The sequence below is a fragment of the Corticimicrobacter sp. genome (assembly GCF_040137905.1).
In the GTDB taxonomy this organism is placed as follows: Bacteria; Pseudomonadota; Gammaproteobacteria; order Burkholderiales; family Burkholderiaceae_B; genus Corticimicrobacter.
Window position 1 is genome coordinate 1 of record NZ_JBEFDG010000004.1, and the last position, 23,379, is coordinate 23,379.

General features: G+C 62.9%; 19 protein-coding genes and 1 pseudogene. 6 read left to right on the top strand and 14 right to left on the bottom strand.

Annotated elements, in window-relative coordinates; translation table 11 throughout:
- Positions 1-100: 100 nt before the first annotated feature.
- A complete protein-coding gene (locus ABN482_RS00370) occupies positions 101-784 on the top strand; it encodes a DUF2848 domain-containing protein (RefSeq protein WP_349502127.1) in 684 nt (227 codons plus the stop codon).
- 88 nt (positions 785-872) lie between these two features.
- Complete coding sequence (locus ABN482_RS00375) at positions 873-2,216, top strand: amidase (protein ID WP_349502128.1); 1,344 nt, start codon at positions 873-875, stop codon at positions 2,214-2,216.
- 48 nt (positions 2,217-2,264) lie between these two features.
- On the opposite strand, the gene ABN482_RS00380 is transcribed toward ABN482_RS00375, so the two are convergent.
- The 10 genes and pseudogenes from ABN482_RS00380 to ABN482_RS00425 form a co-directional block, all read right to left on the bottom strand.
- Positions 2,265-5,075 (bottom strand): ATP-binding protein, encoded by a 2,811-nt coding sequence (locus tag ABN482_RS00380; RefSeq protein WP_349502129.1) that lies wholly within the window; start codon positions 5,073-5,075, stop codon positions 2,265-2,267.
- Positions 5,075-5,728, bottom strand: coding sequence for a hypothetical protein (locus tag ABN482_RS00385; RefSeq protein WP_349502130.1), 654 nt, complete (start codon positions 5,726-5,728; stop codon positions 5,075-5,077). Before ABN482_RS00385 ends, ABN482_RS00380 begins: the two co-directional genes overlap by 1 nt.
- Positions 5,721-7,052 carry a hypothetical protein gene (locus tag ABN482_RS00390; protein ID WP_349502131.1) on the bottom strand — a complete coding sequence of 444 codons (1,332 nt, stop codon included), beginning with the start codon at positions 7,050-7,052 and terminating at the stop codon, positions 5,721-5,723. Before ABN482_RS00390 ends, ABN482_RS00385 begins: the two co-directional genes overlap by 8 nt.
- A 63-nt stretch (positions 7,053-7,115) precedes the next feature.
- Positions 7,116-7,976, bottom strand: a complete 861-nt coding sequence (locus tag ABN482_RS00395) for an aspartate/glutamate racemase family protein (protein WP_349502132.1) — start codon at positions 7,974-7,976, stop codon at positions 7,116-7,118.
- A complete protein-coding gene (gene cuyA / locus ABN482_RS00400) occupies positions 7,966-8,985 on the bottom strand; it encodes a D-cysteate sulfo-lyase (RefSeq protein WP_349502133.1) in 1,020 nt (339 codons plus the stop codon). Before cuyA ends, ABN482_RS00395 begins: the two co-directional genes overlap by 11 nt.
- A complete protein-coding gene (locus ABN482_RS00405) occupies positions 8,982-9,872 on the bottom strand; it encodes an ABC transporter ATP-binding protein (RefSeq protein ID WP_349502134.1) in 891 nt (296 codons plus the stop codon). Before ABN482_RS00405 ends, cuyA begins: the two co-directional genes overlap by 4 nt.
- Positions 9,869-10,690: an ABC transporter permease gene (locus ABN482_RS00410; protein WP_349502135.1), complete on the bottom strand. Its 822-nt coding sequence runs from the start codon at positions 10,688-10,690 to the stop codon at positions 9,869-9,871. The genes ABN482_RS00405 and ABN482_RS00410 overlap by 4 nt, the downstream gene beginning before the upstream one ends.
- Positions 10,691-10,963: 273 nt before the next feature.
- A pseudogene (locus tag ABN482_RS00415) lies at positions 10,964-11,749 on the bottom strand (ABC transporter substrate-binding protein); the annotation flags it as partial.
- A gap of 140 nt (positions 11,750-11,889) precedes the next feature.
- Entirely contained in the window at positions 11,890-13,074 is a 1,185-nt protein-coding gene (locus ABN482_RS00420) for an MFS transporter (RefSeq protein WP_349502137.1), read from the bottom strand.
- 132 nt (positions 13,075-13,206) lie between these two features.
- Positions 13,207-14,706: an AMP nucleosidase gene (locus tag ABN482_RS00425; RefSeq protein ID WP_349502138.1), complete on the bottom strand. Its 1,500-nt coding sequence runs from the start codon at positions 14,704-14,706 to the stop codon at positions 13,207-13,209.
- Between the two features lie 183 nt (positions 14,707-14,889).
- Between ABN482_RS00425 and ABN482_RS00430 the strand changes: the two genes are divergently transcribed.
- Both ABN482_RS00430 and ABN482_RS00435 read left to right on the top strand, forming a co-directional pair.
- Positions 14,890-15,369 carry a MarR family winged helix-turn-helix transcriptional regulator gene (locus ABN482_RS00430; RefSeq protein ID WP_349502139.1) on the top strand — a complete coding sequence of 160 codons (480 nt, stop codon included), beginning with the start codon at positions 14,890-14,892 and terminating at the stop codon, positions 15,367-15,369.
- A gap of 32 nt (positions 15,370-15,401) precedes the next feature.
- Positions 15,402-15,827: an organic hydroperoxide resistance protein gene (locus tag ABN482_RS00435; protein ID WP_109062786.1), complete on the top strand. Its 426-nt coding sequence runs from the start codon at positions 15,402-15,404 to the stop codon at positions 15,825-15,827.
- A 157-nt stretch (positions 15,828-15,984) separates the two neighbouring features.
- Here the strand turns inward: ABN482_RS00435 and ABN482_RS00440 are convergent, their stop codons facing one another.
- Positions 15,985-17,166 (bottom strand): MFS transporter, encoded by a 1,182-nt coding sequence (locus ABN482_RS00440; RefSeq protein ID WP_349502140.1) that lies wholly within the window; start codon positions 17,164-17,166, stop codon positions 15,985-15,987.
- Between the two features lie 140 nt (positions 17,167-17,306).
- Here ABN482_RS00440 and ABN482_RS00445 point away from each other — a divergent pair, with 140 nt between their 5' ends.
- Entirely contained in the window at positions 17,307-18,194 is an 888-nt protein-coding gene (locus ABN482_RS00445) for a LysR family transcriptional regulator (RefSeq protein ID WP_349502141.1), read from the top strand.
- A gap of 50 nt (positions 18,195-18,244) precedes the next feature.
- On the opposite strand, the gene ABN482_RS00450 is transcribed toward ABN482_RS00445, so the two are convergent.
- Positions 18,245-19,282: a zinc-binding alcohol dehydrogenase family protein gene (locus ABN482_RS00450; RefSeq protein ID WP_349502158.1), complete on the bottom strand. Its 1,038-nt coding sequence runs from the start codon at positions 19,280-19,282 to the stop codon at positions 18,245-18,247.
- 473 nt (positions 19,283-19,755) lie between these two features.
- Between ABN482_RS00450 and ABN482_RS00455 the strand changes: the two genes are divergently transcribed.
- A complete protein-coding gene (locus tag ABN482_RS00455; protein ID WP_349502142.1) occupies positions 19,756-20,610 on the top strand; it encodes a prohibitin family protein in 855 nt (284 codons plus the stop codon).
- 85 nt (positions 20,611-20,695) lie between these two features.
- Here ABN482_RS00455 and ABN482_RS00460 read toward each other — a convergent pair whose 3' ends face one another.
- Positions 20,696-22,276, bottom strand: a complete 1,581-nt coding sequence (locus ABN482_RS00460) for an aldehyde dehydrogenase (NADP(+)) (protein ID WP_349502159.1) — start codon at positions 22,274-22,276, stop codon at positions 20,696-20,698.
- A 26-nt stretch (positions 22,277-22,302) separates the two neighbouring features.
- Positions 22,303-23,217 carry a 5-dehydro-4-deoxyglucarate dehydratase gene (kdgD, locus tag ABN482_RS00465; RefSeq protein ID WP_349502143.1) on the bottom strand — a complete coding sequence of 305 codons (915 nt, stop codon included), beginning with the start codon at positions 23,215-23,217 and terminating at the stop codon, positions 22,303-22,305.
- Between the last annotated feature and the right edge of the window lie 162 nt (positions 23,218-23,379).

Genomic DNA, 23,379 nt, shown 5'->3' on the forward strand with positions numbered 1-23,379 from the left:
TGGAAGGGGCCTGTGTGGGGTGGGGCATGTTGGTGGGGGGGCTTTCCCGATCCGGTTCCCACGGATACGATCCACGGATACTTTTGAAGGCCTGTCCATCATGCTGCTGACTTTCTCCCTCCACCATGCCGGCGCTGTACGCGCTGCCGACATCGACATCCGCCAGTGCATCATCGCCGGTTGGGCCGGGCGCGACCTGGCCGCCATCGAGCACCATATCGAAGAACTGGCAGAACTGGGCGTGCCCCGTCCCAGCGCCGTCCCGCTGTTCTACCGCGTGGCGGCCAACCAGTTGACGCAGGACGAAGTCGTCCAGTGCGTCGGCCCGGCCTCTTCGGGCGAAGCCGAGGTTTTCCTGTTCGAGCATGGCGGCGATATGTGGGTCAGCCTGGGCTCCGATCACACCGACCGGGCACTGGAAGCACACAGCGTAGCCCTGTCCAAGCAGCTTTGCGCCAAGCCGGTAGCACGTGATGCCTGGCGCTATGAAGATGTCGCCGCGCACTGGGACCAGCTCGTCCTGCGCGCCTGGATTGTCGAGAATGGCGTCGAGACGCTATACCAGGAAGGCACCCTGGCCAGCCTGCAGCCCCCTGAGTTCCTGCTGCAGAAGCACTTCGGCCTGAACCGGATTCCGGCTGGCTCGGGCATGACCTGCGGTACGGTCGGTGCCATCGGCGGCATCCGGCCTGCGCCATCTTTCCGCATGGAGCTGCATGACCCGCTGCTGGATCGCCGCATCGGCCACGGCTATACAATCGATTTTTTGTCGGAAGTCGCCTGATACGCCTGCAGCCGCCTCGTGACCATACCCGCGGCGGCCTGCCGATGAACCGACCGATCCTGTCTTTTCCTTGAAGCGATCCCACCCCATGCTGCCCACCATTTCCCAACTGCAACGCGACCTGGACGAAGGCCGCACCACCTCCCTGGCCCTGACCGATGCTGCCCTGGCCCGCATCGACGATACCGGCGGCGAAGGCGCACGCGCCTTTACCCAGGTCTACCGCGACCAGGCGCTGGCCGCCGCACGCGCCTCGGATCTGTTGCGTGCGGCCGGTCTGCGCCGCTCGGCCATCGACGGCCTGCCGATCTCGGTCAAGGATCTGTTCGACATCACTGGCCAGCCCACCACGGCCGGCTCGGCCGTGCTGCGCGATGCCGAACCGGCCCGCGCCAATGCCCTGATCGTGCAGCGCCTGATCGACGCCGGTGCCATCATCGTGGGCCGCACCAACATGACCGAGTTCGCTTTCTCCGGCCTGGGCCTGAACCCACACTACGGCACGCCGCGCAGCCCCTGGGACCGCGCCACCGGCCGTATTCCCGGCGGTTCGTCGTCGGGTGCCGGTGTCTCGGTGGCCGATGGCATGAGCGTGGCCGCCATTGGCACCGATACCGGCGGTTCGGTACGCATCCCATCGGCATTCTGCGGCCTGACCGGCTTCAAGCCGACGGCCAGCCGTGTTTCTCAGCAAGGCACCCTGCCGCTGTCAGCCAGTCTGGACTCGATCGGGCCGCTGGCGGCATCGGTCGAATGCTGCGCCATCCTGGACGCCATCCTGAGCGGCTCGCCCTACGCGGCCCCGCAGGCACCCGACCTGTCGTCACTGCGCTTTGCCGTCCCTGCCAACCTCGTGCTCGACGGTGCCGACGACCATGTCCGTACGACCTTCGCCGCCACGCTGGAGCGGCTGGCCCAGGCCGGTGCGCAGATCCGCACAATCGATATTCCCGAATTCAACGAACTGGCCCACATCAATCGCAAGGGTGGTTTCACCTGCTCGGAATCCTGGCACTGGCACCAGTCGCTGCTCGAGAGCCGCGAAGCCGAATACGACCCGCGCGTATCGTCGCGCATCCTGCGCGGCAAGGCCATGAGTGCAGCCGACTATATCGACGTACTGCAAGCCCGTCCGCAGTGGATCGCCGGCGTCGAGTCACGCCTGCAATCGTTCGACGCACTGCTGCTGCCGACCGTCCCGGTCACCGCGCCGGTGATTGCCGACCTGGAAGCGTCCGACGAAGCTTACTTTGCCGCCAACGGCCTGATCCTGCGCAATCCGACGCTGATCAATTTCCTGGACGGCTGCGCCCTGTCGCTGCCCTGCCATGCGGCAGGGACTGCACCGGTGGGGCTGATGGTGGCGGGCATTGGCGGTCAGGACCGGCGGATCCTGGATATCGGCCAGGCCATCGAAGCAACGCTGGCATAGGGATGGCAAGACAGGCGACCAGTCAGGCCGCCTGTTCAAACTGCCACATCAATCCACCTCGGCACGCCGCTGCAGTACACCGATAGGCGGTGCCCAGCGGGCATCACGCGGCTTCTTGGCCGTGACCAGCGTGATATCCGCCGGCTCGAATACCTCGACATTGTGCGTGATCGGCGTGGTCAGCACATACTGGGCACGGGTCGATTTCAGGAAATGCCCCACCAGTTGGATGTTACGCACATCCAGGTGGGCAAACGGTTCATCGATGAACACGAAGCCGCCCGGCATCTCATCGTCCTTGAGCAGGCCCACCAGCAGGATCAGCGACTTGATCACCTGCTGCCCGCCCGAAGCCTCGCCATCGTTCAGGCCAATGCTGCCCTTGCCGTCGAAGCTGAAACCGACCTTGAGTTCGGCCTGGCGCAGCACCAGATCGTCGTTTTCGAGGTGCGGCAGATCGGCATGCACTTCCACGCCGGCCAGCAGGCCCAGATCGACGATATTGCGCCGATAGCGTCGCACCGTGGCGCGCAACACATCAATGTAGCGTTCGCGAGCGTTGCTGACCGACTCTTCTGCCGCAGCATTACGTGCCTTACATTCACCGAGTCGCTGTGACTGATCACCGACAGCCGCCTGCAGCAGAATGTGCTTTTCCTCGACGGAGGCATCGGTTTCCCACTGCCCCTGCTCCAGTTCGCGATCGACAGCCTCGCTGCGCAACCGGGCCTGGGTCGCATTGCCGAAACGTTCGTACAGTTCGGCCAGCCGTGCCGGCGCAATCCATGATGCCGGAAAGCTGCCCCGGCGTACGCGGGAGTCGGCAGCACGCAGGCGCTGCGCCTCGTAGCGCTCGCGCCACTCGCGCTCATGCTGGGCCGCATCGCGCTGCCCATCGGACAAGCGCTGCTGCATGCTGCGATAGCTGGCTTCGGCCTTAGTCTTGGCAATCACGGCCTGCGTACATTCGGCGTCCAGTGCATGCCAGCGTTCACCCGCCGCGACCCGCGCCTGCCTGAGGGCCGGCAACTGCTGGCGCGCCTGCTCGAATTCGTCGCTGCAGCGGGCCAGTTCCTCCGCCGCCCGGTGCCCCTTGCCGGCCTCGACCGCAGCCTGCAACTGTCGTCGGGTTTCCTTCTGCTGCTGGGACACCGCCGCCAGCTCCTGATCCAGGACGTCCAGCTTGCGCTCGAGCGCCGTCCGGCGTGCCGACACGGCAGCCGCGCCAAACTGATGCTGGGCCGGATCGACCCAGACACTGCGCCCGCCCCGGCCATCGCACCAGTAGGCCTGCGGCGTAATCCACTCACCGCCCTGTCGGGCACCTTCACGTGTATCCTCGACCCGGCTGATCTGGGTCAGTTGCCGGATCAGCCACCCCGGCGCGGCCGCCGAGAACTTCAGTACCGCCAGCAGGCTGTCGGCAGGCGGCTGGGTCGTCACGGCCTCAGCCTCGGCCACCAGGTAGTGGCGATAGCGTTCCCGTTCGGCCAGCGCCATGGCACGGCCTTCGTCATCGGCGCGCTCCAGCACCACGACCCAGCGAGCCGCGCGCAACACGCCTTCGGCGGCCGCCCGCCAGTACTCATCGGTAATCTGGATGACATCGGCCATGACATGATGGCCGATACCCTCCTTGCGCAGCACCTGCAGGAACCGCTGCACTTCGACAGGCGGGGGTGCCTGGCGTTGCCCCTGCAGCGCATCCAGCGACATCTGCAGTTCATCGCGCTGCCGATTGGCGGCGTGCCAGCGGCTGTCCAGCTCGCTCTTTTCCTGCTCCAGCCGACGCACACGCTCGGCCAGTTGCGCGGCATCGGTTTCGACTGCAGCCAGGGCCTGTAATTCCTCGGCGCGCTTGAGCGCCTCTTCTACCGGTCGCTCGACATCGCGGGCCTGCTGCAGGCGAGCCTGGGCATCGCGTTTGTCCGCCTCCAGTTGCGCCACCCTTTCCTTGGCAGTCTGCTGTTCTTCGGACAGCCGCAGCAGGCGGGCGCTGTCGTCCGCCCACTGGCGACGCTGCGCGGCGTAGCTCAGCCGTTGCTTGTGCAACTCCAGCAACCGGGTCGCCGTATCGCGACGTTCTTCGTGCCAGGCCAGTACAGGCATGACTTCGGTTGCCAGCCATTCGCGCTCGCGCAACTTGTCCTGATGCAACCGGTAGCGGGTCACGCGCAGTTCCATCTGCTCCAGCTGCGTCTGGCCATGCACCAGTTCGCGTTCGGCGGTCTCGACCTCGGCAGCCAGTTCGCGCTGGTGGCGGCGAGCCTCTTCGTAGCCATCCAGCACTTCCTGGTCGCCGAACACGTCGAACACCAGCCGCAACAGTTCCTTGGGCGAGTACTCGCAGAGCCGGTCGGTCTGGCCCTGCTCCAGCGCCAGCACGCGCGCGATGGCCCGCGACAGGCCAGCGCTTTCGAGCCGCTTGCGCCAGTGTTCAATACCCAACCAGTCCTTGCCCGGCAATTCGGCCAGATTCTCGATGGGTTCGTCGCCTTCGACCATGATGTAGCGACGTTGCCAGTCGCCCCCGTTGCGGTCGATGCGACAGGCCAGCGTGACCTGATCCGAATACAGCAGGTTGCGGGCAAACGGCCGACTCGACAACTGACGCCCATGCGGCCGGTTGTCGACCGTGGCGCGCAGCCAGGTCTGGTCGGCATTGGCATGGCGTGCATAGGTCTTGTAGCTGCGCCCACCCGAGCATTCCAGGCCCAGCAGCGTGCGCATGGCATCGAGCAGCGTGGTCTTGCCCGAGCCGTTGGGGCCGGCCACGGTGATGATGGCACCATCGAGCGGCAGCGTCAGGCGCTGGCAGTAGTCCCACTGCAGCAGTTCGATCGATTGCAGGTGAAACATCAGTTTTTCTCCTGGCGGGTACGCGCCAGCACATCGCCCAGCGTGCCATCAAGAATGCGCAGCGCGAGTGTGTCGTAGTCGAGCAGCAGATCCAGCAACGGGCCTTCGGCGATGACATCGCCCCGGCGCACGATGAAGCCATGCGCCTCCAGGCGCTTGAGATTGGTATCCAGGCGGGTCTTGCGCCCCAGTTGTGCCCCGAAGTCGGCCAGCAAGGCCCGGTATGACACTTCCGGGCTCACCTCGGCCGCGCTGGGCATGGGGCGATCGTTGCGGAACAGCTCTTCCTGGCTCTCGCCCTCGGCAGAAGCCGCCCGGGCGGCCTGCCGTTCGCGCTTGGGCAGCACGATCATGGACCACAACACCACCAGCAACGAAACGGCATCACGCGGCAGGTCGAGATTATTGTTGGCAGACAGACCGGCCTCGCCGAACACGGCCGTTTCCGCATCGCGCAACAAAGCGACACTGACGTAGTCGGCGTGGATATTGTCGATCAGTCGCAGGCCGATGCGGCCCAGCCGGTCCTGTACCGATTGCCACAGTTCGGCATCGACCAGGGCACGACGCACGCGCGGATGGCGGCGCGGCAACCAGCGCTGTGCCAGCAACTCGGCCGCCAGCAGGGCAGCATCATCGAGAGGTTCATTCATGGGATGGATTGGAAATATCGGGAATCAGTCGTCCGGCGCTCAGGCGCGCCACATGGGGATCGTCGGTCGGTTCCAGCACCGGATCCAGTTCGGCCCGCCAGGGCAGGCGGGCCAGGTCGCCGGTCTGGCCCTGCAGGGTACGGGCCTGGGCATCGCCCAGCAGCGGCAACAGTTGCATGCGGTAGGCGGCCTGTGCAAAGCGTCCGCCCAGTACGACCTGCGCCACCGGCGGCTGGGCCGGCCCGCCGTCGTCCGACGACAGTGATTGCGCATCGGACAACCAGTCGATCAATGCACCCAGTTCGATCGGCATGCACAAGGCCTCGATCTCGCCGACACCTGCCGTTGCCGCCGGCGGCAAACCCTGGGCCCGCTGCGGATCGGGACGGTCACGCTCGAATTCGCCCTCGGCCACGTCGACCATTTCATGTGCGCTGACGAACACCGGCTGGACGCCTGTCGCCAGCACATCGGCCAGCAAGGTATGCAAGGCAGGATGCGATTGCAGCCACAGACGCACATCGGAACTGGTCACACCGGTCGATCCCAGCGTCACCCGCTGGCGATCGGCCTGCTGCAACGCGCGCGTGAACTGGCTGGCCATCGACAGCAGCCGGGCCTGGGCATGGCCCAGCGCGCGCGCCTCGCGCTCCAGGCGTGGGTCGTCATGCTCGCTGCGGATCAGGGCGGTCAATGCCTCGCCGGCCCGCCCCACCAGCGCCAGCGCCCGTTCGAAACGCGGCTGTGACTCGCGCAGCCGGGCTTCCGAGCCACTGGCAATGGCATCGGCAAACTCATCGTAGAGCCGTGCCAGTTGCGCATGCAGGTGCCGTATCTGGGCAGGATCGGACAGGCCCAGCGCCTGGGCACCCGCCACCTGAGCCAGCAATGCACCCATCTCGTCGTCGTCCTCGGGGGTGCGTACCAGCGGCACCAGCAAGCCCTGCGCCTGCTGCGCCAGTGGCGGCAGATGATAGTCCTGGGCGGTGGCATCCCAGGCCAGCAAGCCGAGATCGCGCAAACGCTTGAGCGCCATGTCGAGCGCCTCGGGCCTGAGGCCATGGAACAGGAGGTTCAGGTCTTCGCGGGAAAAGCGTCCCTGTGCCTGCGCCGCCAGTTCGAGAAAAACCCACAGTCGCAACCGGGCGGCCGACTGCCCGCCGGACATCAGACCGCGCACGGCATCCAGCAGCGCCAGCCGCTGCCCCAGTATCCAGGCAAGCGGTGACTCGGCAGCAAAGCCGGGCTCGCGGAAGTAGCCCTCGAAAGCTGCGGGTTCCTGTTCATCGAACAGGTGGGAATCGGAACGGACAGCAGCCGTCATGACAGGTTCTCCATGCAGGGCGAAATTCTAACGTATCGCCCTGCGCCCTGCCCGGCCTGCCGCTCAGGCGTCGCGCACCGCCAGCCAACGCGCAGCCACCGCCTCGGCCAGCGCCTGGTTGGGATCGACACTGCGCGCCAGCAGGGCCGACCGGCCATGCGCCAGCGCCAGCGGCACCTCGGTGCAGGCCAGTACCAGCCTTTGCGCGCCGCGATCGACCAGGGCCTGGGCCGCCGCCTCCAGCAGCACGGCACCGTCATCGAGCGCATTGCGCTTGATGGCATAACAGCCCGGCGTAAACAAAGTGTCGAGTTCTTCTTCTGTATTTTCGAGCACCGCGTAGCCATGCTGTACCAGGCGGTCCTGGTACAGGCGGGTCTGCAGGGCACCCTTGGTGGCAATCAGCCCGATACGCGTTGGCCCTGCGGCCTCGGTCGGCTGCGCATCCACACCATCCGAGCTACTCGGGCCAGTCACCGCCCGGTCCGCTACGACAGCCGCATTCACGGAAAACGACAGGCCCGCGCCAACCCCCGACCGCACCAGCGCTTCCAGCGTGGCATCGACAATATGCAGGAAAGGTGTAGCACTGGCGGCCCGCAGAGGCTCGATCCAGTGGTGCACCGTATTGCAGGGGATCACGATCAGCGTCGCACCGGCCCGGTTCAACTGGGCCACGCCCTCCAGCAACTGCGGCAGCGGAGACGGCCCCGTCCCGGCAATGGCCTGTTGGCGATCGGCAATCTGCGGCACGTTCCAGACCACGGCCGGCACATGCTCCTGGTCGATCCGCGCCGGCGTGGCCAGTACCAGCTTGTGCATGAAGTCTACCGTCGCCAGCGGCCCCATGCCGCCGAGCACACCCAGCCGGAAAGCCGGCGCAACCGCACCGACGCTCGCCGCAATGGTCAGATCAGAGGGCATGATCGCGTGCGTAGTTTTCAAGCACGCTGCGATAGCCCGGCAAGGCTGCTGCACCGCCCGTATGGATGAAAACAATATTCTGCCCGGCCTTGAACTCGCCCTTGCGGATATAGTCCAGCAGGCCGGCAAACCCCTTGGCGCTATAGACCGGGTCGAGCAAAATGCCTTCGGTCCGGGCCAGCAGGAACAGAGCCTCGAGCGTCCCGTCGTTGGGAATGCCGTAACCCTCGCCCACGTAATCGGACGTGACCTGCACCGCCTCGGCCGGAAATTCGCCCCGGATACCCAGCAGTTCCCAGGTCTGGCGCGCCAGCTTCGTGACGTTCTCGATCTGGCGCTCGCGCGGTGCGCGCACGCTCACACCCAGCACCGGGATATGGCTGTTGTTGCCCTGCAGACCGACCAGCAGGCCGGCCTGGGTGCCGGTACTGCCGGTCGCATGCACCACATGGTGTACATCGAGCTGCTGGTCGTTGATCTGTTGCAGCAGTTCCTGCGCCGACTCGACATAGCCCAGCGCCCCCACGGCATTGGAGCCACCACCGGGGATCAGATAGGGCGTCTCGCCTGAGGCACGCAGGCGCTCGCCCACCGCGACCAGTTCCTGGTTCATGTCCAGGCCACCGTCGCGTCGCTCGATGGTCGCCCCGAAGATACGATCCAGCAGCACGTTGCCGTTGTCGTCATAGTCGGCATCGGTATGCTGGATGCGCTCCTCGAGCAGTACCGTGGATTTCAGGCCGAAACGGGCCGCCGCCGCCACGGTCTGGCGCACATGGTTGGACTGGCGCGCGCCCTGCGTCACGATATGCGTCGCGCCCAGCGCCAGGGCCTCGCCCAGCAGGAATTCGAGCTTGCGGGTCTTGTTGCCGCCGGTGGCCAGCCCGGTATTGTCATCGCGCTTGATATAGATCTCGGGGCCACCCAGCAGACGGCTCAGGTGCGACAGATGCTGCAGCGGAGTCGGTGCCTGGGTCAGGCGCACACGGGGAAAATGGGACAGTTTCATGGATTGATCTCCTCAAGCAGATGACCGCTTTCTTCACGCAGAATTTGCAGGATACGCCGTTTGGCGGGGGCATAGGCAGAATCGGTCAGCAGCGCATCGGGCGTGCGTGGCCGGGCAAAGGGAACTTCGATGATTTCTCGCACCCGACCGGGGTGGGCGCTCATCATGACGATGCGATCGCCCAGGAACAGGGCCTCATCCACATCGTGCGTCACGAAGACAATGGTCGTGCCGGTCTCGGTCCAGATCCGGTTGAGCAATTCCTGCATGACCAGCCGGGTCTGCGCATCGAGCGCGCCGAACGGCTCATCCATCAACAGCACCTGCGGCCCCGGCAGCCAGGCGCGGGCCAGCGCGACACGCTGGCGCATACCACCCGACAATTGCCAGGGATAGTGCCCCGCATAGCGCTCCAGGCCGACCTGGCGCAACAGGCGGCGCGCCTCGGGCAAATAGTCGCGGGCATCGCGACCGGCCATGCGCGGCCCGAATGCCACGTTATCGAGCACGGTCAACCACGGGAACAGGGTTGGCTGCTGAAACACCATGCCACGCCGGGGGTCCGGCCCGCGTATGGCCTGCCCATCCAGACTGATCGTGCCATGGTCGGGGCTGTCAAAGCCTGCCAGCAGATTGAGGACGGTGGACTTGCCGCAACCGGATGGACCCAGCAGGCACACGAACTCTCCGGTACGCACTTCAAGGTCGATGTCTTCCAGCACGGTCAGGCGCTGCGCCTGGCGACGGCCATGCGCAAAGGACTTGCCCACGCCCTGCAGACGGATGCTGACTGAAGCGTTCGGCACCTGCGTATGCGTCAGGTCGGGCGTGCCACCGGCAGCGCCTTCCGGTGTCGGTACGGATACAGCGGATATGGGATTTTTCATGCTTCTTTCCCGGCCCAGGGTGCCAGCCGGCGCTGCAGGAACACCAGCAACGCATCGAACAGATAACCGATCAGGCCCAGCAGGAAGATGCCGAGCATGACGATATCGGTACGCAGGTAAGTCCCTGCATTGATGACCATCCAGCCCAGCCCGGAATCGGCCGCCACCATTTCGGCAGCGATCAACGAAGTCCAGCCGATACCCACGGCCAGGCGGATCGTCGTGAATATTTCCGGCAGGGCATTGGGCAGGATCACATACCAGAACACCTGGTGCCGGCTCGCCCCGAGCGTAGCGGCAGCACGCAGGCGCTGCTGGCTGACATTGAGCACGGCAGCAGCCGCACCGACCAGCACACTCAGCAGGGTCGAAATGAAGATCAGGAAAAACTTGGCCCCTTCGTCAATGCCGAACCACAGCACCACCAGCGGAATCAGGGCGATCTTGGGCAATGGCCGCAGGAACTGCACGAACGGATCGAGCAGCGCCGACAGCCAGCGCGAACGGCCCATTGCCAGTCCTACCGGCACGCCGATGACAATGGCAGCCGCAAAAGCCACGCCGGCCCGCGCCACGCTGATGCCGATGTGATGCCACAGAGAAGACTGGCGATAGCCGTTTTCTGCAAGATCCAGCGCCGTGCGCAACACCTCGCCCAGCGGCGGCAGCAACAGCGGATCAACCCAGCCTGCCCACCCCGAAACCTGCCAGCTCAGCAGAAACGCCACGACCGCGATCACACTGATCGCGGCGTATTTCCACTGCCCCCCACCGGCTGCGCCAGCCGGCGCAGCCTTGCCTGAAACTTGACCTGCCATGATTTACTGCTGCGGCGCTGCGGCGGCAGCCTGCTCCAGGTAGCGGGTATTGATGGCATCGGCATAGGTCGCCGGTACGTCGGAAGCACGCAGCTCGCCGATATCGGCCAGGAACGTCGCGGCATCATGATACGAACGGGTAATGCGCGAATCGGCCTTGGTCTGGCTGTTGCCCAGGTAGTCCACGGTCAGTTGCTCCTGGATGGACGGATACTGCAGGCCACCCAGGGTACTGCGCACCGTATCGACCGGGATGTCGAGGTACTGGGCGATCTTCTGCGAGGCGGCCTCGGGATCGGCCAGGTACTCGCTCGCCTTGTCCTGCGCGACCTGGAGGAACTTCACGATCAGCTCGGGATGCTGCTCGGCGAACTCCTTGCGCGCCACATAATTGTTGAAGACCAGCACGCCATGCTCGGCCAGGTCCTTGGTTGCGAAGATTTCCTTGCCCTGGGCCGCTTCGAGCTGCTGGCTGAAGGGTCCCCAGACATAGGCGGCATCAATATCGCCGCGCTGCCAGGCAGACACGATCTCGGCAGGCTTAAGCGCCACTGTGCGGATCTTGCTGCGATCGGCACCGTCGCCCGCCAGCTTGACGGCCAGTTCAAACGCAAACTGTGCCGTCGAATTGGCCGGATAGGCCACCCGCTTGCCTTCCAGATCCTTGAGCGAGTTGATGCCATCCCTGGCAATCAGCCGCTCGCTGGTAGCGATGATTTCCTGTGCGCCGATCACTTCGATCGGCAGGCCCCGGGCAATACCGGCGGCAGCCGGGCTGGAGCCGAAGCGCGCAATGTCGATTTCCTTGGCGGCAAACAGCGACAGCACATCGGCACCGGAATTGAAGGCCACCCATTTGACGGGTACGCCGAAGGCCTTGTCGAACGACTTGTCGATCTGGCCCAGCACCCAGGTACGGGGGCCACCCGCCCATGCAAAACGGACTTCCTCAGGCGCACTCTGCGCCCAGGCGGCCCCCAGGGGTGCCAGAGAGGCGGCAGCCAGTGCCACCACCATGAGTTTTTTCAGAATACGCATATTTCCTGCCCGTCTTTTCATGTGCAATCAATCGGAAAGACACAGTCTAGGCAGATCGGCTCATTTCAAAAAATACCTTATGGTGGCTTGTTTATAACCAAACGGAATTTGACTGACTGGCCAATAAACGCGACTTGCCGGATCGGTATCCCCAACGCATCTCAGGCTGCGCGCTTTTCAGCCTGGCGCACATACAGCAGCACGCAGCCCACCGCGAGGATCACTACACCGATACCCGCGAAGCCTGCCGCCATGGAATCCGTCGCCGACACCAGCCCGGCAAAGGCCGGCGGACCGAGCACCACACCAAAGTAGGTAAAGAACAGCGTGCCGCCCGTCATCTGGCCGGCCATGCCCTTGGGTGCCAGTTGCGCGACCTGCGCCAGATACACGCCATTCCAGCCTATCGCCGTGCCACCAAACACCATGCTGACCACGATAACGATGGCCAACGGCCAGTCCGGGCGGAACAGCGCCGTCAGCAGCGACGCGCCCGCCATGGCAAACGCCAGCAGGGCCAGCACCAGATCCGGTGCCCGGCTGCGGTCCGCGACCCAGCCCCACAGCAGCCGCCCGACGGCCCCTGCCGTCTGCGATGCCGCATGCACCAATCCGGCCGTCACCAGTGCCACACCATATGAACCGGTCAGATAGGTCACCAGATACGAGGTCAGGCACAGTTGCATGGCACTCAGGAAAAACGTGCACAACGCCAGGTTGCGGATACGCCGATGCTCGAACACCATCTGCAAGGGCCGGAACACACCACCGATCCCCAGCCGGTGCGCCGGCGAGCGATCCGCATCGAAATCGGCCCGGATCGGCTGGGCCAGGGCCGCCACCACCAGGCAGGCCAGCCCGGCCGCCAGCGCCGCCCCCTGCCATTGCCACAGCAGTACCAGTCCGGGAATCAGCAGCCCGGCCATCACGCCACCCAGTGGCACGCCCGTCTGCTTGAGCGAGAAGATCAGACCCATGCGATGGGCCGGCGTGGTCCGCGCCAGGATATGCGAGCTGGCCGGCGTGACCGGCCCATAGCCCAGGCCGATCAGCACGGCGCTCAGTACCATGGCCCCCACCTGCCCCACGGCCACGCAGGCCAGCCCCACACCACAGGACAGCAGGCAAAGCTGGCTGGTACGGATCGCGCCGTAGCGGGCGATCAGCCCCCCGCTGGCCAGCGACGAGAACATCGCCGCCGCATAGACAATCGCCATGAACACACCGACCAGCGTGGCCGAGAGGCCGATATCCTGCGACGCCGCCGGTGCCAGCACGGGGACGGTCAGGGCCGCCATGGAGGCCAGCACCTGGATGGCAAGCGTCACGATCAGGGAAATATTCATGAAAAGGCAGTGCAAAATAAGCAGAGGCAATAAGCCGATTCCCGATGCTAGGACAAACACCCGGCCAACGGAATCGCATTTTGCCTAAGACGCCCTTCCAGATCGGCTAACCCACAGGCCCGGCTGTGCGGCCTATTTGAATGCCGTCTCCAGAAAGCTGCGCAGCTTGCGTGAATGCAGCCGTGCCTCCGGCATCTCGCGCAGCAATTCCAGCGCACGAATCCCGATATGCAAATGCTGGCCCACCTGCGTGCGATAGAACTCGCTGGACATGCCGGGCAGCTTCAATTCGCCATGCAGCGGCTTGTCCGACACGCACAGCAGCGTGCCATAGGGCACCCGGAACCGGAAACCGTTGGCCGCGATGGTGGCCGACTCCATGTCCAGCGCAATTGCCCGCGACTGCGACAGGCGTTGCACCGGCTCGTCGTGATCGCGCAATTCCCAGTTGCGATTATCGGTCGTGGCTACGGTGCCGGTACGCATGATCCGCTTGAGTTCCCAGCCACTGACGCCCGACACCTCGGCCACGGCCTGTTCCAGTGCGACCTGGATCTCGGCCAGCGGCGGTACCGGCACCCAGGTCGGCAGGTCATCATCCAGCACATGATCCTCGCGCACATAGCCATGCGCCAGCACATAGTCACCCAGTCGCTGGGTAGTCCGCAGCCCGGCGCAATGGCCCAACATCAGCCAGGCCGATGGCCGCAGCACCGCCACATGGTCGGTGATGGTCTTGGCATTGGCCGGGCCGACGCCGATGTTGACGACCGTGATGCCGCTATGTCCCTCGCGCAGCAGGTGATAGGACGGCATCTGCGGCGTCCGCGTCGGCGTTGCCCCCTGCGGCTGTGCATCGGCCCCTGCCACCGTGATCACATTGCCGGGTTCCACCAGAGCGGTATAACCGCCCTCTCCGCGTGCCAGCGTATCGCGTGCCCAGACGCAGAAGGCATCCACATAGAACTGATAATTGGTGAACAGCACGAAATGCTGGAAATACTGCGGCGCAGTCGCGGTGTAGTGCTGCAGGCGATGCAATGAGTAATCCACCCTGGGTGCCGTGAACGGCCCCAGTGGCCGGGGACTGTCCGGCCGCCCTTTCCAGGTGCCATTGACGATGGCATCGTCCATGACGGCCAGATCCGGCACGTCGAACAGGTCGCGCAAGACATGGCCCGAGCCATCCGGATAGACGCCCTCGACATAGGCCCCATCGGTCAGCGTGAAATGCAATGGAATCGGCGTATCCGACTCACCGATCTCCACCGGCACGCCATGGTTGTCGATCAGCAGGCCGATCTGCTCGCGCAGGTAATCCGCATAGAGTGCCGGCTGCGTCACCGTGGTCATGTAGATACCTGGCTCGACCACGTGCCCATATGACAGGCGACTGTCGACTTCCTGGTGTGACGTGACACGGATGCGGATGGCCGGATAGCAGGCACGCACACGGTGATCCGGCATCTGCTGACTGCGCACGAAAGCACCGAAGGCATCGCGGATGAAAGCCGTATTGCGTGCATAGATCTCGATCAGCCGCTGCACGGCGGCCTCGGCCTCCATGAAACCCGTGAAGGGCATGAATGGCGGCTGGCGGGTGGGGCGTACGGTATGGTCGAAATCAGGCATGGGGTTCTCTGCACGATGGATATGCGCCGATTGTAGGCGCGTGACATGTCATTTTTGCCACAACCGCCGCACGATCAGAAATCGCTGCTGATGCCATGGTCTGGTACGCGCTCTATCGCTTTCTGTCTGATCTCACAAAATGAATAGCTTGCTATTTAATATTGCACGATATATATTGACCTCATGAATACAGCCATTACAGCTTCTTCGCCTGCCCTGCCCGATGCCGCCTACCGGCTCGACGGGCAACTGTGCTTCGCCCTCTATGCGGCGCACCTGGCGATGAACAAGGTCTACCGCCCGTTGCTGGCCGATCTTGGCCTGACCTATCCGCAGTATCTGGTCATGCTGGTGCTGTGGGAGCACGACGGCCTGACCGTCTCGGCACTGGGCGCACGCCTGCACCTGGACTCCGCAACGCTTACCCCGTTGCTCAAGCGTCTCCAGACGGCAGGACTGGTCACCCGCACCCGCGACCAGGAAGATGAACGCCAGGTACGCATCGGCCTGACCGATGCCGGACGTGCCATGCAACAGCGCGCCCGCAGCGTCCCCGAAGGGGCCGTCTGTGCCACCGGCTGCGCGCCGACCGAACTGAATACGCTCAAGCAGGAACTCGAAGCCCTGCGTGAACGACTGGCGCGACATATCACGCCGGATTGATCTCTTTTCCCCACCCACCAAGGAATCTTGCCATGTCTCTCGAAAAAGTCGTCTACACCGCCCATGCCACCGCCACCGGCGGCCGTGATGGCCGTGCCGTATCGTCCGACAACCAGCTCGACGTCAAACTCTCCACGCCGCGTGAACTGGGCGGCAACGGTGCCGAAGGCACCAACCCCGAGCAACTGTTTGCCGCGGGCTATTCGGCATGCTTCCTGGGCGCGCTGCGTCTGGTGGCCGGCCGCGAAAAAGTCGCCCTGCCCGCTGATACGTCCATTACCGGCAGCGTCGGCATCGGCCCGATCCCGACCGGCTTCAGCATCCAGGTCGAACTGAACGTCTCCCTGCCGGGCATCGACCGCGCCGTCGGCGAAGACCTGCTCCAAAAAGCACACGTGGTCTGCCCCTACTCCAACGCCACGCGCGGCAACATCGACGTCACGCTGACGCTGGCCTGACCTCAGGCCCTGGGCTTGAACAAACCGCCATATTCAGCCTGACCATCAGGCACGCGGCGACGGCACAGGCGCTCCCTGAAACGGAGCGCCTTTTTTCATTTGCGGTGGCCATCACAATAAAAAACGTGGTCGAACACAGCCACCTGAAACTCCAGTGTCAGTTCCGACTTGCCAGCGCTCTGTTCATGGCAAACACCGTCCCCAGCAGCGAAATGGCAAGAATGCCGATGACGATCCAGGCAAACGATGCGACACCCATCCACTCAAGCAGAAGCCCTCCGACTACGCCGCCGCCGGCAACAGCAGTATTCCAACCCGTCGTATATACAGACTGCGCAACATCGACCGAATCACCCGCGAAACGAGACAATGCCGTCTGGGTGATCGTGGCAAATCCGCCAAAGGCAAGCCCCCAAGCCATGATGGATAGATAAACCATCTGCGAACTATCGCCCCAAAGACCGAGCAACAGAGAAGCAAAGGCGAAAACAGTAATGCTTGCCACGGCCAGCCATTGCAACTGGCGATCAACCCACGCACCGATCCACCAGAGGCCAATGATCGAGCCCGCCCCAAACACAAACAGCACAACATCTACTTTGGCGGATAAGCCCGAAGGCACCAGAAAAGGCTCAATGTAGATGTAGAGAATGTTGTGGGCAACGACAAAGGTGAAGACCACGAACAATACAGAGCGTATGCCGGTTTTCAGGAAGACACTGGAGAGTGCCTGACGCTTTGCCTTCACCTGGCCAGGAAAATCTGGAACGATTGCAACGATCCAGACCATAAGCAGTAGTGCCAGAACTGTCATCAACCCAAAGGCACCTTGCCAGCCGATGAGTCGGCCTAGCCAGGTGCCGAGTGGCACACCGAGCACCAATGCGATGGTCGCGCCAGCACCGGAAATTGCAATTGCTCGACCACTGAGATGCGACGGCGACAGGCGCACAGCATAGCCAGCCAGCAAAGACCAGACGATACCGCCAAAGACACCAGCGAAAAAGCGCGCCGTGAGGGAAACGCCGTAGCTGTCGGACAACGCGGTGACAAGATTGACAACCGCAAACCCAAGGATCGCAATCAATAGCAGTGGACGCCTGCGCATGCCCTGCGTCAGCGTTGTGACGGGGATCGCAGCGGACAACGCGCCCACTGCATAGGCGGTGATGAACTGTCCTGCAAGGCTTTCTGAAACGTTCAGCCCCTGCGCGATGGAAGACAACAATCCCGCCGGCATGATCTCGGTAAGCAAGGTAATGAAGGCCGCCATCGCCAAAGCCAGCAATGCGCCTAACGGCAGTCTTTCCGCACTTCGGAGCGCAGTATGCGTTGTCATTTAAAGCCCTTTCTTCTCTATCTCCGCGCAACCGATTGCTACGCCAGAATGCTTTCCATAGTGTCGCGCAGTATAGATAAATGAAAAATAGGATAAAGTTCATAATATTTATGACTTATAAGTCATAAATAGGAGAGTGCATGGAAAACCTGGGCGCGCTGAATGTGTTCGTTCGCGCAGGGGAAGCGCGCAGCTTCACTGCCGCAGGCCGGCAACTCGGCATTTCGGCATCGGCCGTCAGCAAGGCGATCGTGCGACTGGAAGAACGTCTGGGTGTACGATTGTTCCATCGCTCCACCCGCACCATCAGCCTGACCCCGGAAGGCACACTATTCCTGGAACGCTGCCGCCGCATCCTCTGCGAAGTGGAGTCTGCAGAAGCAGAACTTCTGCAGACCCAAAGCGCACCGAGAGGCAAGCTGCGCATCAGCCTGCCCTCGGTCGGTACGCTGTTCATGCCGAGGCTCGCTACGTTCAAGCGGCTCTACCCGGACATCGAGCTGGACTTCGACTATTCAGATCGCCTGGTAGACGTCATTGAAGAAGGCTTCGACGCGGTGATTCGCACCGGAGAGCCCAGTGATTCCCGGTTGGTGTCGCGCCGCCTTGGCTCCTGCCGCCGAGTGATCGTCGGCGCACCGAGCTATTTCAGTCAGGCCGGCATTCCGCACGAGCCTGCTGATCTAGCCCATCACGCATGCCTGCTGTATCGCTTCCCAAGCACGGGAAAACTGGACACATGGCCTGTGACACGCGCTGCTGATATGCCGGCGATTGAATTGCCGATCAGCATGGTGACCAACACCCTCGATCCGCAAGTATGCTTTGCAGAGCAAGGGTTGGGCATCGCCTGCCTTCCAGAGATTGCAGTGTTCCAGCAATTGCAAGACGGCAAGCTGGTTACCGTGCTCGACGAATACAACCACGAAAGCATGGTCTTCCATGTGCTGTGGCCTTCAAGCCGTCACCTCTCTCCGAAAATCAGGGCATTTGTAGACTTCATCGCCGAGCACCTGTTTCCGCTTTGACTGAATCTGCCAGTCGATGCTGACCATGCACTGTCCGTCATGCTCAAGTATTAGTCCGTCCTCACCAGATCCTCCGCAGAGCGCGCTACCACGATCTTGCCGGTCATGCCACCGTCCTCCACTAGCCGATGCGCCTCGCGCAGCCTGGCGGCATCAAGTGGATGGAGCACACGGTTGACAGTCGAACGTAGAACACCAATATCAACCAACGCGGCTACTTCATCCAAAATGCCATGCTGCGCAACCATGTCCTGCGTGCCGAACAACGGACGCGTGAACACCATTTCCCAATGCAGCGACACACTCTTGGCCTTGAAGGGAACGGCATCCAGCACATCGTGGTCTGTGATGATGGCGAGCCGGCCCTGCGGGGCGATCAATTCCGCCAGTTCCGTCCAATGCCCCGCTGTGTTCGACAGTGCCGCGACGTGCGTGACCGGCGGTACCGGCAGCGCATTGATCTGCTCCGGCAACGACTGTAGGTGGTCGATGACATGATGTGCACCGAGCGCTAAGCACCAATCGCGGCTCTGCGTGCGTGAGGCCGTGGCGATCACGGTCAGACCAGTCAACCGCCGAGCAAGCTGGATCAGCATTGACCCGACGCCACCCGCGCCTCCCAACACCAGCAGGCTGCCGGCATAGGCCTGCTTGCCGGGCGGCATGCCCAGGCGGTCGAACAACAGTTGCCAGGCAGTCAGCGACGTCAGAGGCAGCGCCGCCGCTTCGGCGAAGCTGAGACTCCGGGGCATATGGCCAACGATGCGTTCGTCCACCAGATGGAACTGTGCATTGCTGCCACTGCGATCGAACGAACCTGCGTAATACACCGTATCGCCAGGCCGGAACAGAGTGACAGCTTCGCCTACTGCCTCCACGATTCCGGCGGCATCCCAGCCCAGGTACTGAACGGCATCGGGCGCAGCTACCAGTCCCGCCCTTATCTTTGTATCAACGGGATTGACCGAAACGGCACGAACAGCAACCAGCAGATCGTGTGGCCCAGGCACCGGGCGCTCAGTCGTCACGTCAACGAGGCAATCAGGATCGGCCAGCGTGGCGTGCTTGCGAAAGGCAACTGCGGCCATGCTCAAAGAGGTCGTCCTCATCATGGCATCTGCCCAGCGACAGATCCGGTCTCGTTGATGACCGGATCTAGTCTGACATGGAGGCACAGGCGATACACCAAGAAGCAGGGACAAATACGGAGAAACATCACGGCTGAACCTTTAGTGAAACACAAGACCGTAACGGTAGCCCGCCAGCCATTACAGAAAAAGCAAGGTGCAGATCTTGTTTATGCGGAAATTTATGTCCGCAATACGCTCGAGCCTGTCCTGCATGCCAACACGCATAGAGCAGAATGAGAATTATTCCATCCTTACATTTCCGGAATCGCTTTTATGGTCCAATACGGCTGCCCTCATTCTCAGGAAAAACAGTGAGAACCGTCTTGATTATTGTCGGTGCCGCAGTCGTTGCCTACCTGATCGCCGTCGGCATTCGTGCACTCCTGTCCAGGAAAAACAGGTAACTCCCCATGCAAACCAAGATTGAAAACATGAAAAACAAAGCCGGCTTCTTTGTCCTTGCCGCAGGCCTGTTCGTCGTCATCATCCTGTGCGCCTTCAGCGCGTTCTACCAGACCGACCAGGGCGAACGCGCCGTCGTGCTGCGCAACGGCTCATTGCAACACGTGGCCGAACCCGGCCTCGGCTTCAAGACGCCGGTACTGGACAGCGTGCGCTTCATTTCGGTGCGCGACCACAATGTCGTCATGCCGCTGGAAGCCTATTCCTACGACCAGCAACCCGCCACCATGCAAGTGTCGGTCACCTACCGGGTACCGGTGGACCGTGTGGCCGATCTCTACAGCGAATACGGCACGCTGGAAGCCCTGCAGGCCCGCGTCATCGAGCGCCGCACCCCCGATGCCGTCAAGAACGTATTCGGCAAATTCACTGCCGTGCGCGCCATCCAGGAACGCGAAAAGCTTGGCGTTGACGCCCTGCAGGCCGTCAACCTGGCCATGCGCGACGCACCCGTGCAGATCGTGGGCCTGCAGGTCGAGGAAGTCGGCTTCTCCAAGGCCTACGAGCAGAGCATCGAACAGCGCATGCTGGCCCAGGTCCAGATCGAAACCACGCGCCAGCAAAAACAGACCGCCGAGATCCAGGCCGAAATCAAGGTTGTGCAGGCCAAGGCCGACGCCGACGCCAAGCGTCAGCAATTCCAGGCTGAAGCCGACGGCATCCGGCTGCGTGGCGAAGCCGAAGCGGCCGCCATCGAGGCACGCGCCAAGGCCCTGGCCTCCAATACGGGGCTGGTCAACCTGATGGCAGTCGAGAAATGGGATGGCCAGTTGCCAACGACGCAGGTACCGGGATCGGCAGTGCCGTTTCTGGGGGTGAAGTAAGCGCTTTCCGAACACTTCGCGATAAAACGGGCCGGAGGCAATGTGCCTCCGGCCCGTTTTGTATCGCTGGCATAGGCCTGCAGACTTAGCAGTCTGTCTCCGGCACGCCATCGATCAAACGGGGAATCGCCAGCGGATTGGCTCGCCGCAATGCCTGCGGCAGCAGCGCATCCGGGAAATCCTGATAGCAGACCGGTCTCAGGAAGCGATCAATGGCCGTCGTGCCTACCGACGTAAATGCCGCATTGGACGTGGCCGGGAAAGGCCCACCATGAACCATGGCATGCGACACCTCGACACCGGTCGGAAAGCCATTTACCAGCAGCCGGCCCGCCTTGCGCTCCAGCACAGGCACCAGTGGCTGCGCAGCCGTATGGTCTTCAGACTCCAGGAACAAGGTCGCCGTCAACTGACCTTCCAGCGTCTCGGCAATGCGTGCAAAAGCCTCGGTTGAATCAACCTTGACCAGCAAGCCGGCCGGACCGAATACTTCCTCACGCAGTGCGGCAGACGCCAGGAAATGCGCTTCCGTCGTGGTGAACAGCACGGCCTGGGCGGTGTTGACGCCTTGCGACGGCAATCCTTCAGAGACGGCCTGCACGCCTGCCGCCGCCAGGTGCGACACCCCTTTCTCGTATGCCTGGTGTATGCCTTGGGTCAGCATCACGGCGGCCTGTTTCTCGACCATTGCGGCAGCAGCCGCAGCCAGGAATGCATCCAGAGCCGGCCCGGCCTGGGCGATCAAGAGCCCTGGGTTGGTGCAAAACTGACCGCATCCCAGCGTCAGCGAATCGACAAATGCCTTGCCCAATTGCGCCGCCTGAGCCGACAGCGCCCCCGGAAACAGGAATACCGGGTTGATGCTGCTCATTTCGGCATAGACCGGGATCGGTTCGGGCCTGGCCTGTGCCACCTGCACCAGGGCCAGACCGCCCTGCCGCGATCCGGTAAAGCCCACCGCCTTGATGGCAGGATGCGCCACCAGGGCACTGCCCAGTTGCGTACCGGCACCGAACAACAGGGAAAACACGCCTTCCGGCATCCCCGTGGCTTGCGCGGCCGCCACGATTGCCTGCCCGACCAGTTCCGACGTCCCCAGGTGCGCATTGTGCCCCTTGACGATCACAGGCGCGCCAGCGGCCAGGGCCGACGCCGTATCGCCGCCCGCCACGGAAAACGCCAGCGGGAAATTACTGGCCCCGAACACGGCGACCGGCCCCAGCGGCACCTTTGCCAGCCGCAGATCACTGCGCGGCAATGGCGTGCGATCCGGCAAGGCAGGATCCACGCTGGCCGCCAGAAAACGCCCATCACGCACCACCTGCGCAAACAGGCGCAATTGCCCCACCGTCCGGCCACGTTCGCCCTGCAGACGCGCCGGCGGCAATCCTGTCTCGGCATGCGCACGCGCCAGCAGTTCATCGCCCAATGCCATGATCTGGCTGGCGATTTCTTCGAGGAACTGTGCACGTTGCGCCAGTGGCAAATGCCGATAAGGATCGAATGCCGCCTGCGCCAACCGCGCAGCCTGCTCGACATGCTCGGCCCCACCAAAACCAAATGTTGGCTCCAACGTCTCGCCCGTAGCGGGATTGGCGGCCTGCTGCCCGCCCACCTCGCCATGGACGCGCTGATTGCCGATCAACATCGCGCCGCTAATTGTCATCATCCATCCTTTAGAAAGAACTGCGATTACTGGCTGCCCAGCTTGTCCATCAACGCCTTCAGCGCCTGCACTTCCTCTTCTTCCAGATCGGTCAGCGGCGCACGAACCGGACCGGCGGAATGACCTGCCAGGCGGGCACCGGCCTTGACGATGCTGACGGCATAACCTTGCTTGCGATTGCGGATTTCCAGATAGGGCAGGAAAAACTCATCGATCAAGCGGTTCGTCGTTGCGTGATCCCCGGCGGCAACGGCGTGGTAGAACGCAATGGCGGTCTTGGGAATGAAGTTGAAGACGGCCGACGAATAGACAGGGATGCCCATGGCCTTGTATGCCGCGGCATAGACTTCCGCTGTCGGCAGGCCGCCCAGGTAGGTAAAGCGGTCGCCCAGCTTGCGGCGAATGCGTACAATGGGCTCGATGTCACCCACCCCATCCTTGAAACCGATCAGGTTGGGATGCGCATCCGCCAGCTTCAACAGCCACTCCGCGCTGAGGCGAGAGTTGGCCCGGTTGTAGAAAACCACACCGATCTTTACGGACTGGCAGACCTGCGCCACATGGGCGGCGATACCCTCCTGGCTGGCCTCGGTCAGGTAATGCGGCAGCAGCAGCACGCCATGAGCCCCCAGGCGTTCGGCCTCCTGGGCCTGTGCAATCGCAGTACGCGTCGGGCCACCCACCCCCGCCAGGATGGGCACTTTGCCGGCACCGGCCTGCACCGCCGTGCGGATGATGGTGCCGTACTCATCGCCACTGATCGAAAACAGCTCGCCTGTGCCGCCTGCCGCAAACAATGCGCTGGCACCGTAAGGGGCCAGCCATTCGAGGCGAGCGGCATAGGCCTTTTCATTGAAATCGCCCTGTTCGTCAAAGTCCGTCAGCGGAAACGACAGCAGGCCTTGCGAAAGAATACTTTTGAGTTCCTGGGGGGTGGTCACGGCTTTCTCCTAATGTCACCAGAACAAGATGTACTACAACCATAAAGAAGTACGTCATCGTACAATAAGAGATAAAAAAAGCAACCTCAAAACCAAAAATATCACAATAATCTGAAAAACATAGGGATTTCCATATATTCAAACCATTACAGTCATCATACA

Excerpts from the sequence above, each read along its gene's own strand:
- ABN482_RS00370 (WP_349502127.1), top strand. The coding sequence starts at position 101 with ATGCTGCTGACTTTCTCCCTCCACCATGCCGGCGCTGTACGCGCTGCC.
- ABN482_RS00375 (WP_349502128.1), top strand. The coding sequence starts at position 873 with ATGCTGCCCACCATTTCCCAACTGCAACGCGACCTGGACGAAGGCCGC.
- ABN482_RS00380 (WP_349502129.1), bottom strand. The coding sequence starts at position 5,075 with ATGTTTCACCTGCAATCGATCGAACTGCTGCAGTGGGACTACTGCCAG.
- ABN482_RS00385 (WP_349502130.1), bottom strand. The coding sequence starts at position 5,728 with ATGAATGAACCTCTCGATGATGCTGCCCTGCTGGCGGCCGAGTTGCTG.
- ABN482_RS00390 (WP_349502131.1), bottom strand. The coding sequence starts at position 7,052 with ATGACGGCTGCTGTCCGTTCCGATTCCCACCTGTTCGATGAACAGGAA.
- ABN482_RS00395 (WP_349502132.1), bottom strand. The coding sequence starts at position 7,976 with ATGCCCTCTGATCTGACCATTGCGGCGAGCGTCGGTGCGGTTGCGCCG.
- cuyA (WP_349502133.1), bottom strand. The coding sequence starts at position 8,985 with ATGAAACTGTCCCATTTTCCCCGTGTGCGCCTGACCCAGGCACCGACT.
- ABN482_RS00405 (WP_349502134.1), bottom strand. The coding sequence starts at position 9,872 with ATGAAAAATCCCATATCCGCTGTATCCGTACCGACACCGGAAGGCGCT.
- ABN482_RS00410 (WP_349502135.1), bottom strand. The coding sequence starts at position 10,690 with ATGGCAGGTCAAGTTTCAGGCAAGGCTGCGCCGGCTGGCGCAGCCGGT.
- ABN482_RS00420 (WP_349502137.1), bottom strand. The coding sequence starts at position 13,074 with ATGAATATTTCCCTGATCGTGACGCTTGCCATCCAGGTGCTGGCCTCC.
- ABN482_RS00425 (WP_349502138.1), bottom strand. The coding sequence starts at position 14,706 with ATGCCTGATTTCGACCATACCGTACGCCCCACCCGCCAGCCGCCATTC.
- ABN482_RS00430 (WP_349502139.1), top strand. The coding sequence starts at position 14,890 with ATGAATACAGCCATTACAGCTTCTTCGCCTGCCCTGCCCGATGCCGCC.
- ABN482_RS00435 (WP_109062786.1), top strand. The coding sequence starts at position 15,402 with ATGTCTCTCGAAAAAGTCGTCTACACCGCCCATGCCACCGCCACCGGC.
- ABN482_RS00440 (WP_349502140.1), bottom strand. The coding sequence starts at position 17,166 with ATGACAACGCATACTGCGCTCCGAAGTGCGGAAAGACTGCCGTTAGGC.
- ABN482_RS00445 (WP_349502141.1), top strand. The coding sequence starts at position 17,307 with ATGGAAAACCTGGGCGCGCTGAATGTGTTCGTTCGCGCAGGGGAAGCG.
- ABN482_RS00450 (WP_349502158.1), bottom strand. The coding sequence starts at position 19,282 with ATGGCCGCAGTTGCCTTTCGCAAGCACGCCACGCTGGCCGATCCTGAT.
- ABN482_RS00455 (WP_349502142.1), top strand. The coding sequence starts at position 19,756 with ATGAAAAACAAAGCCGGCTTCTTTGTCCTTGCCGCAGGCCTGTTCGTC.
- ABN482_RS00460 (WP_349502159.1), bottom strand. The coding sequence starts at position 22,276 with ATGACAATTAGCGGCGCGATGTTGATCGGCAATCAGCGCGTCCATGGC.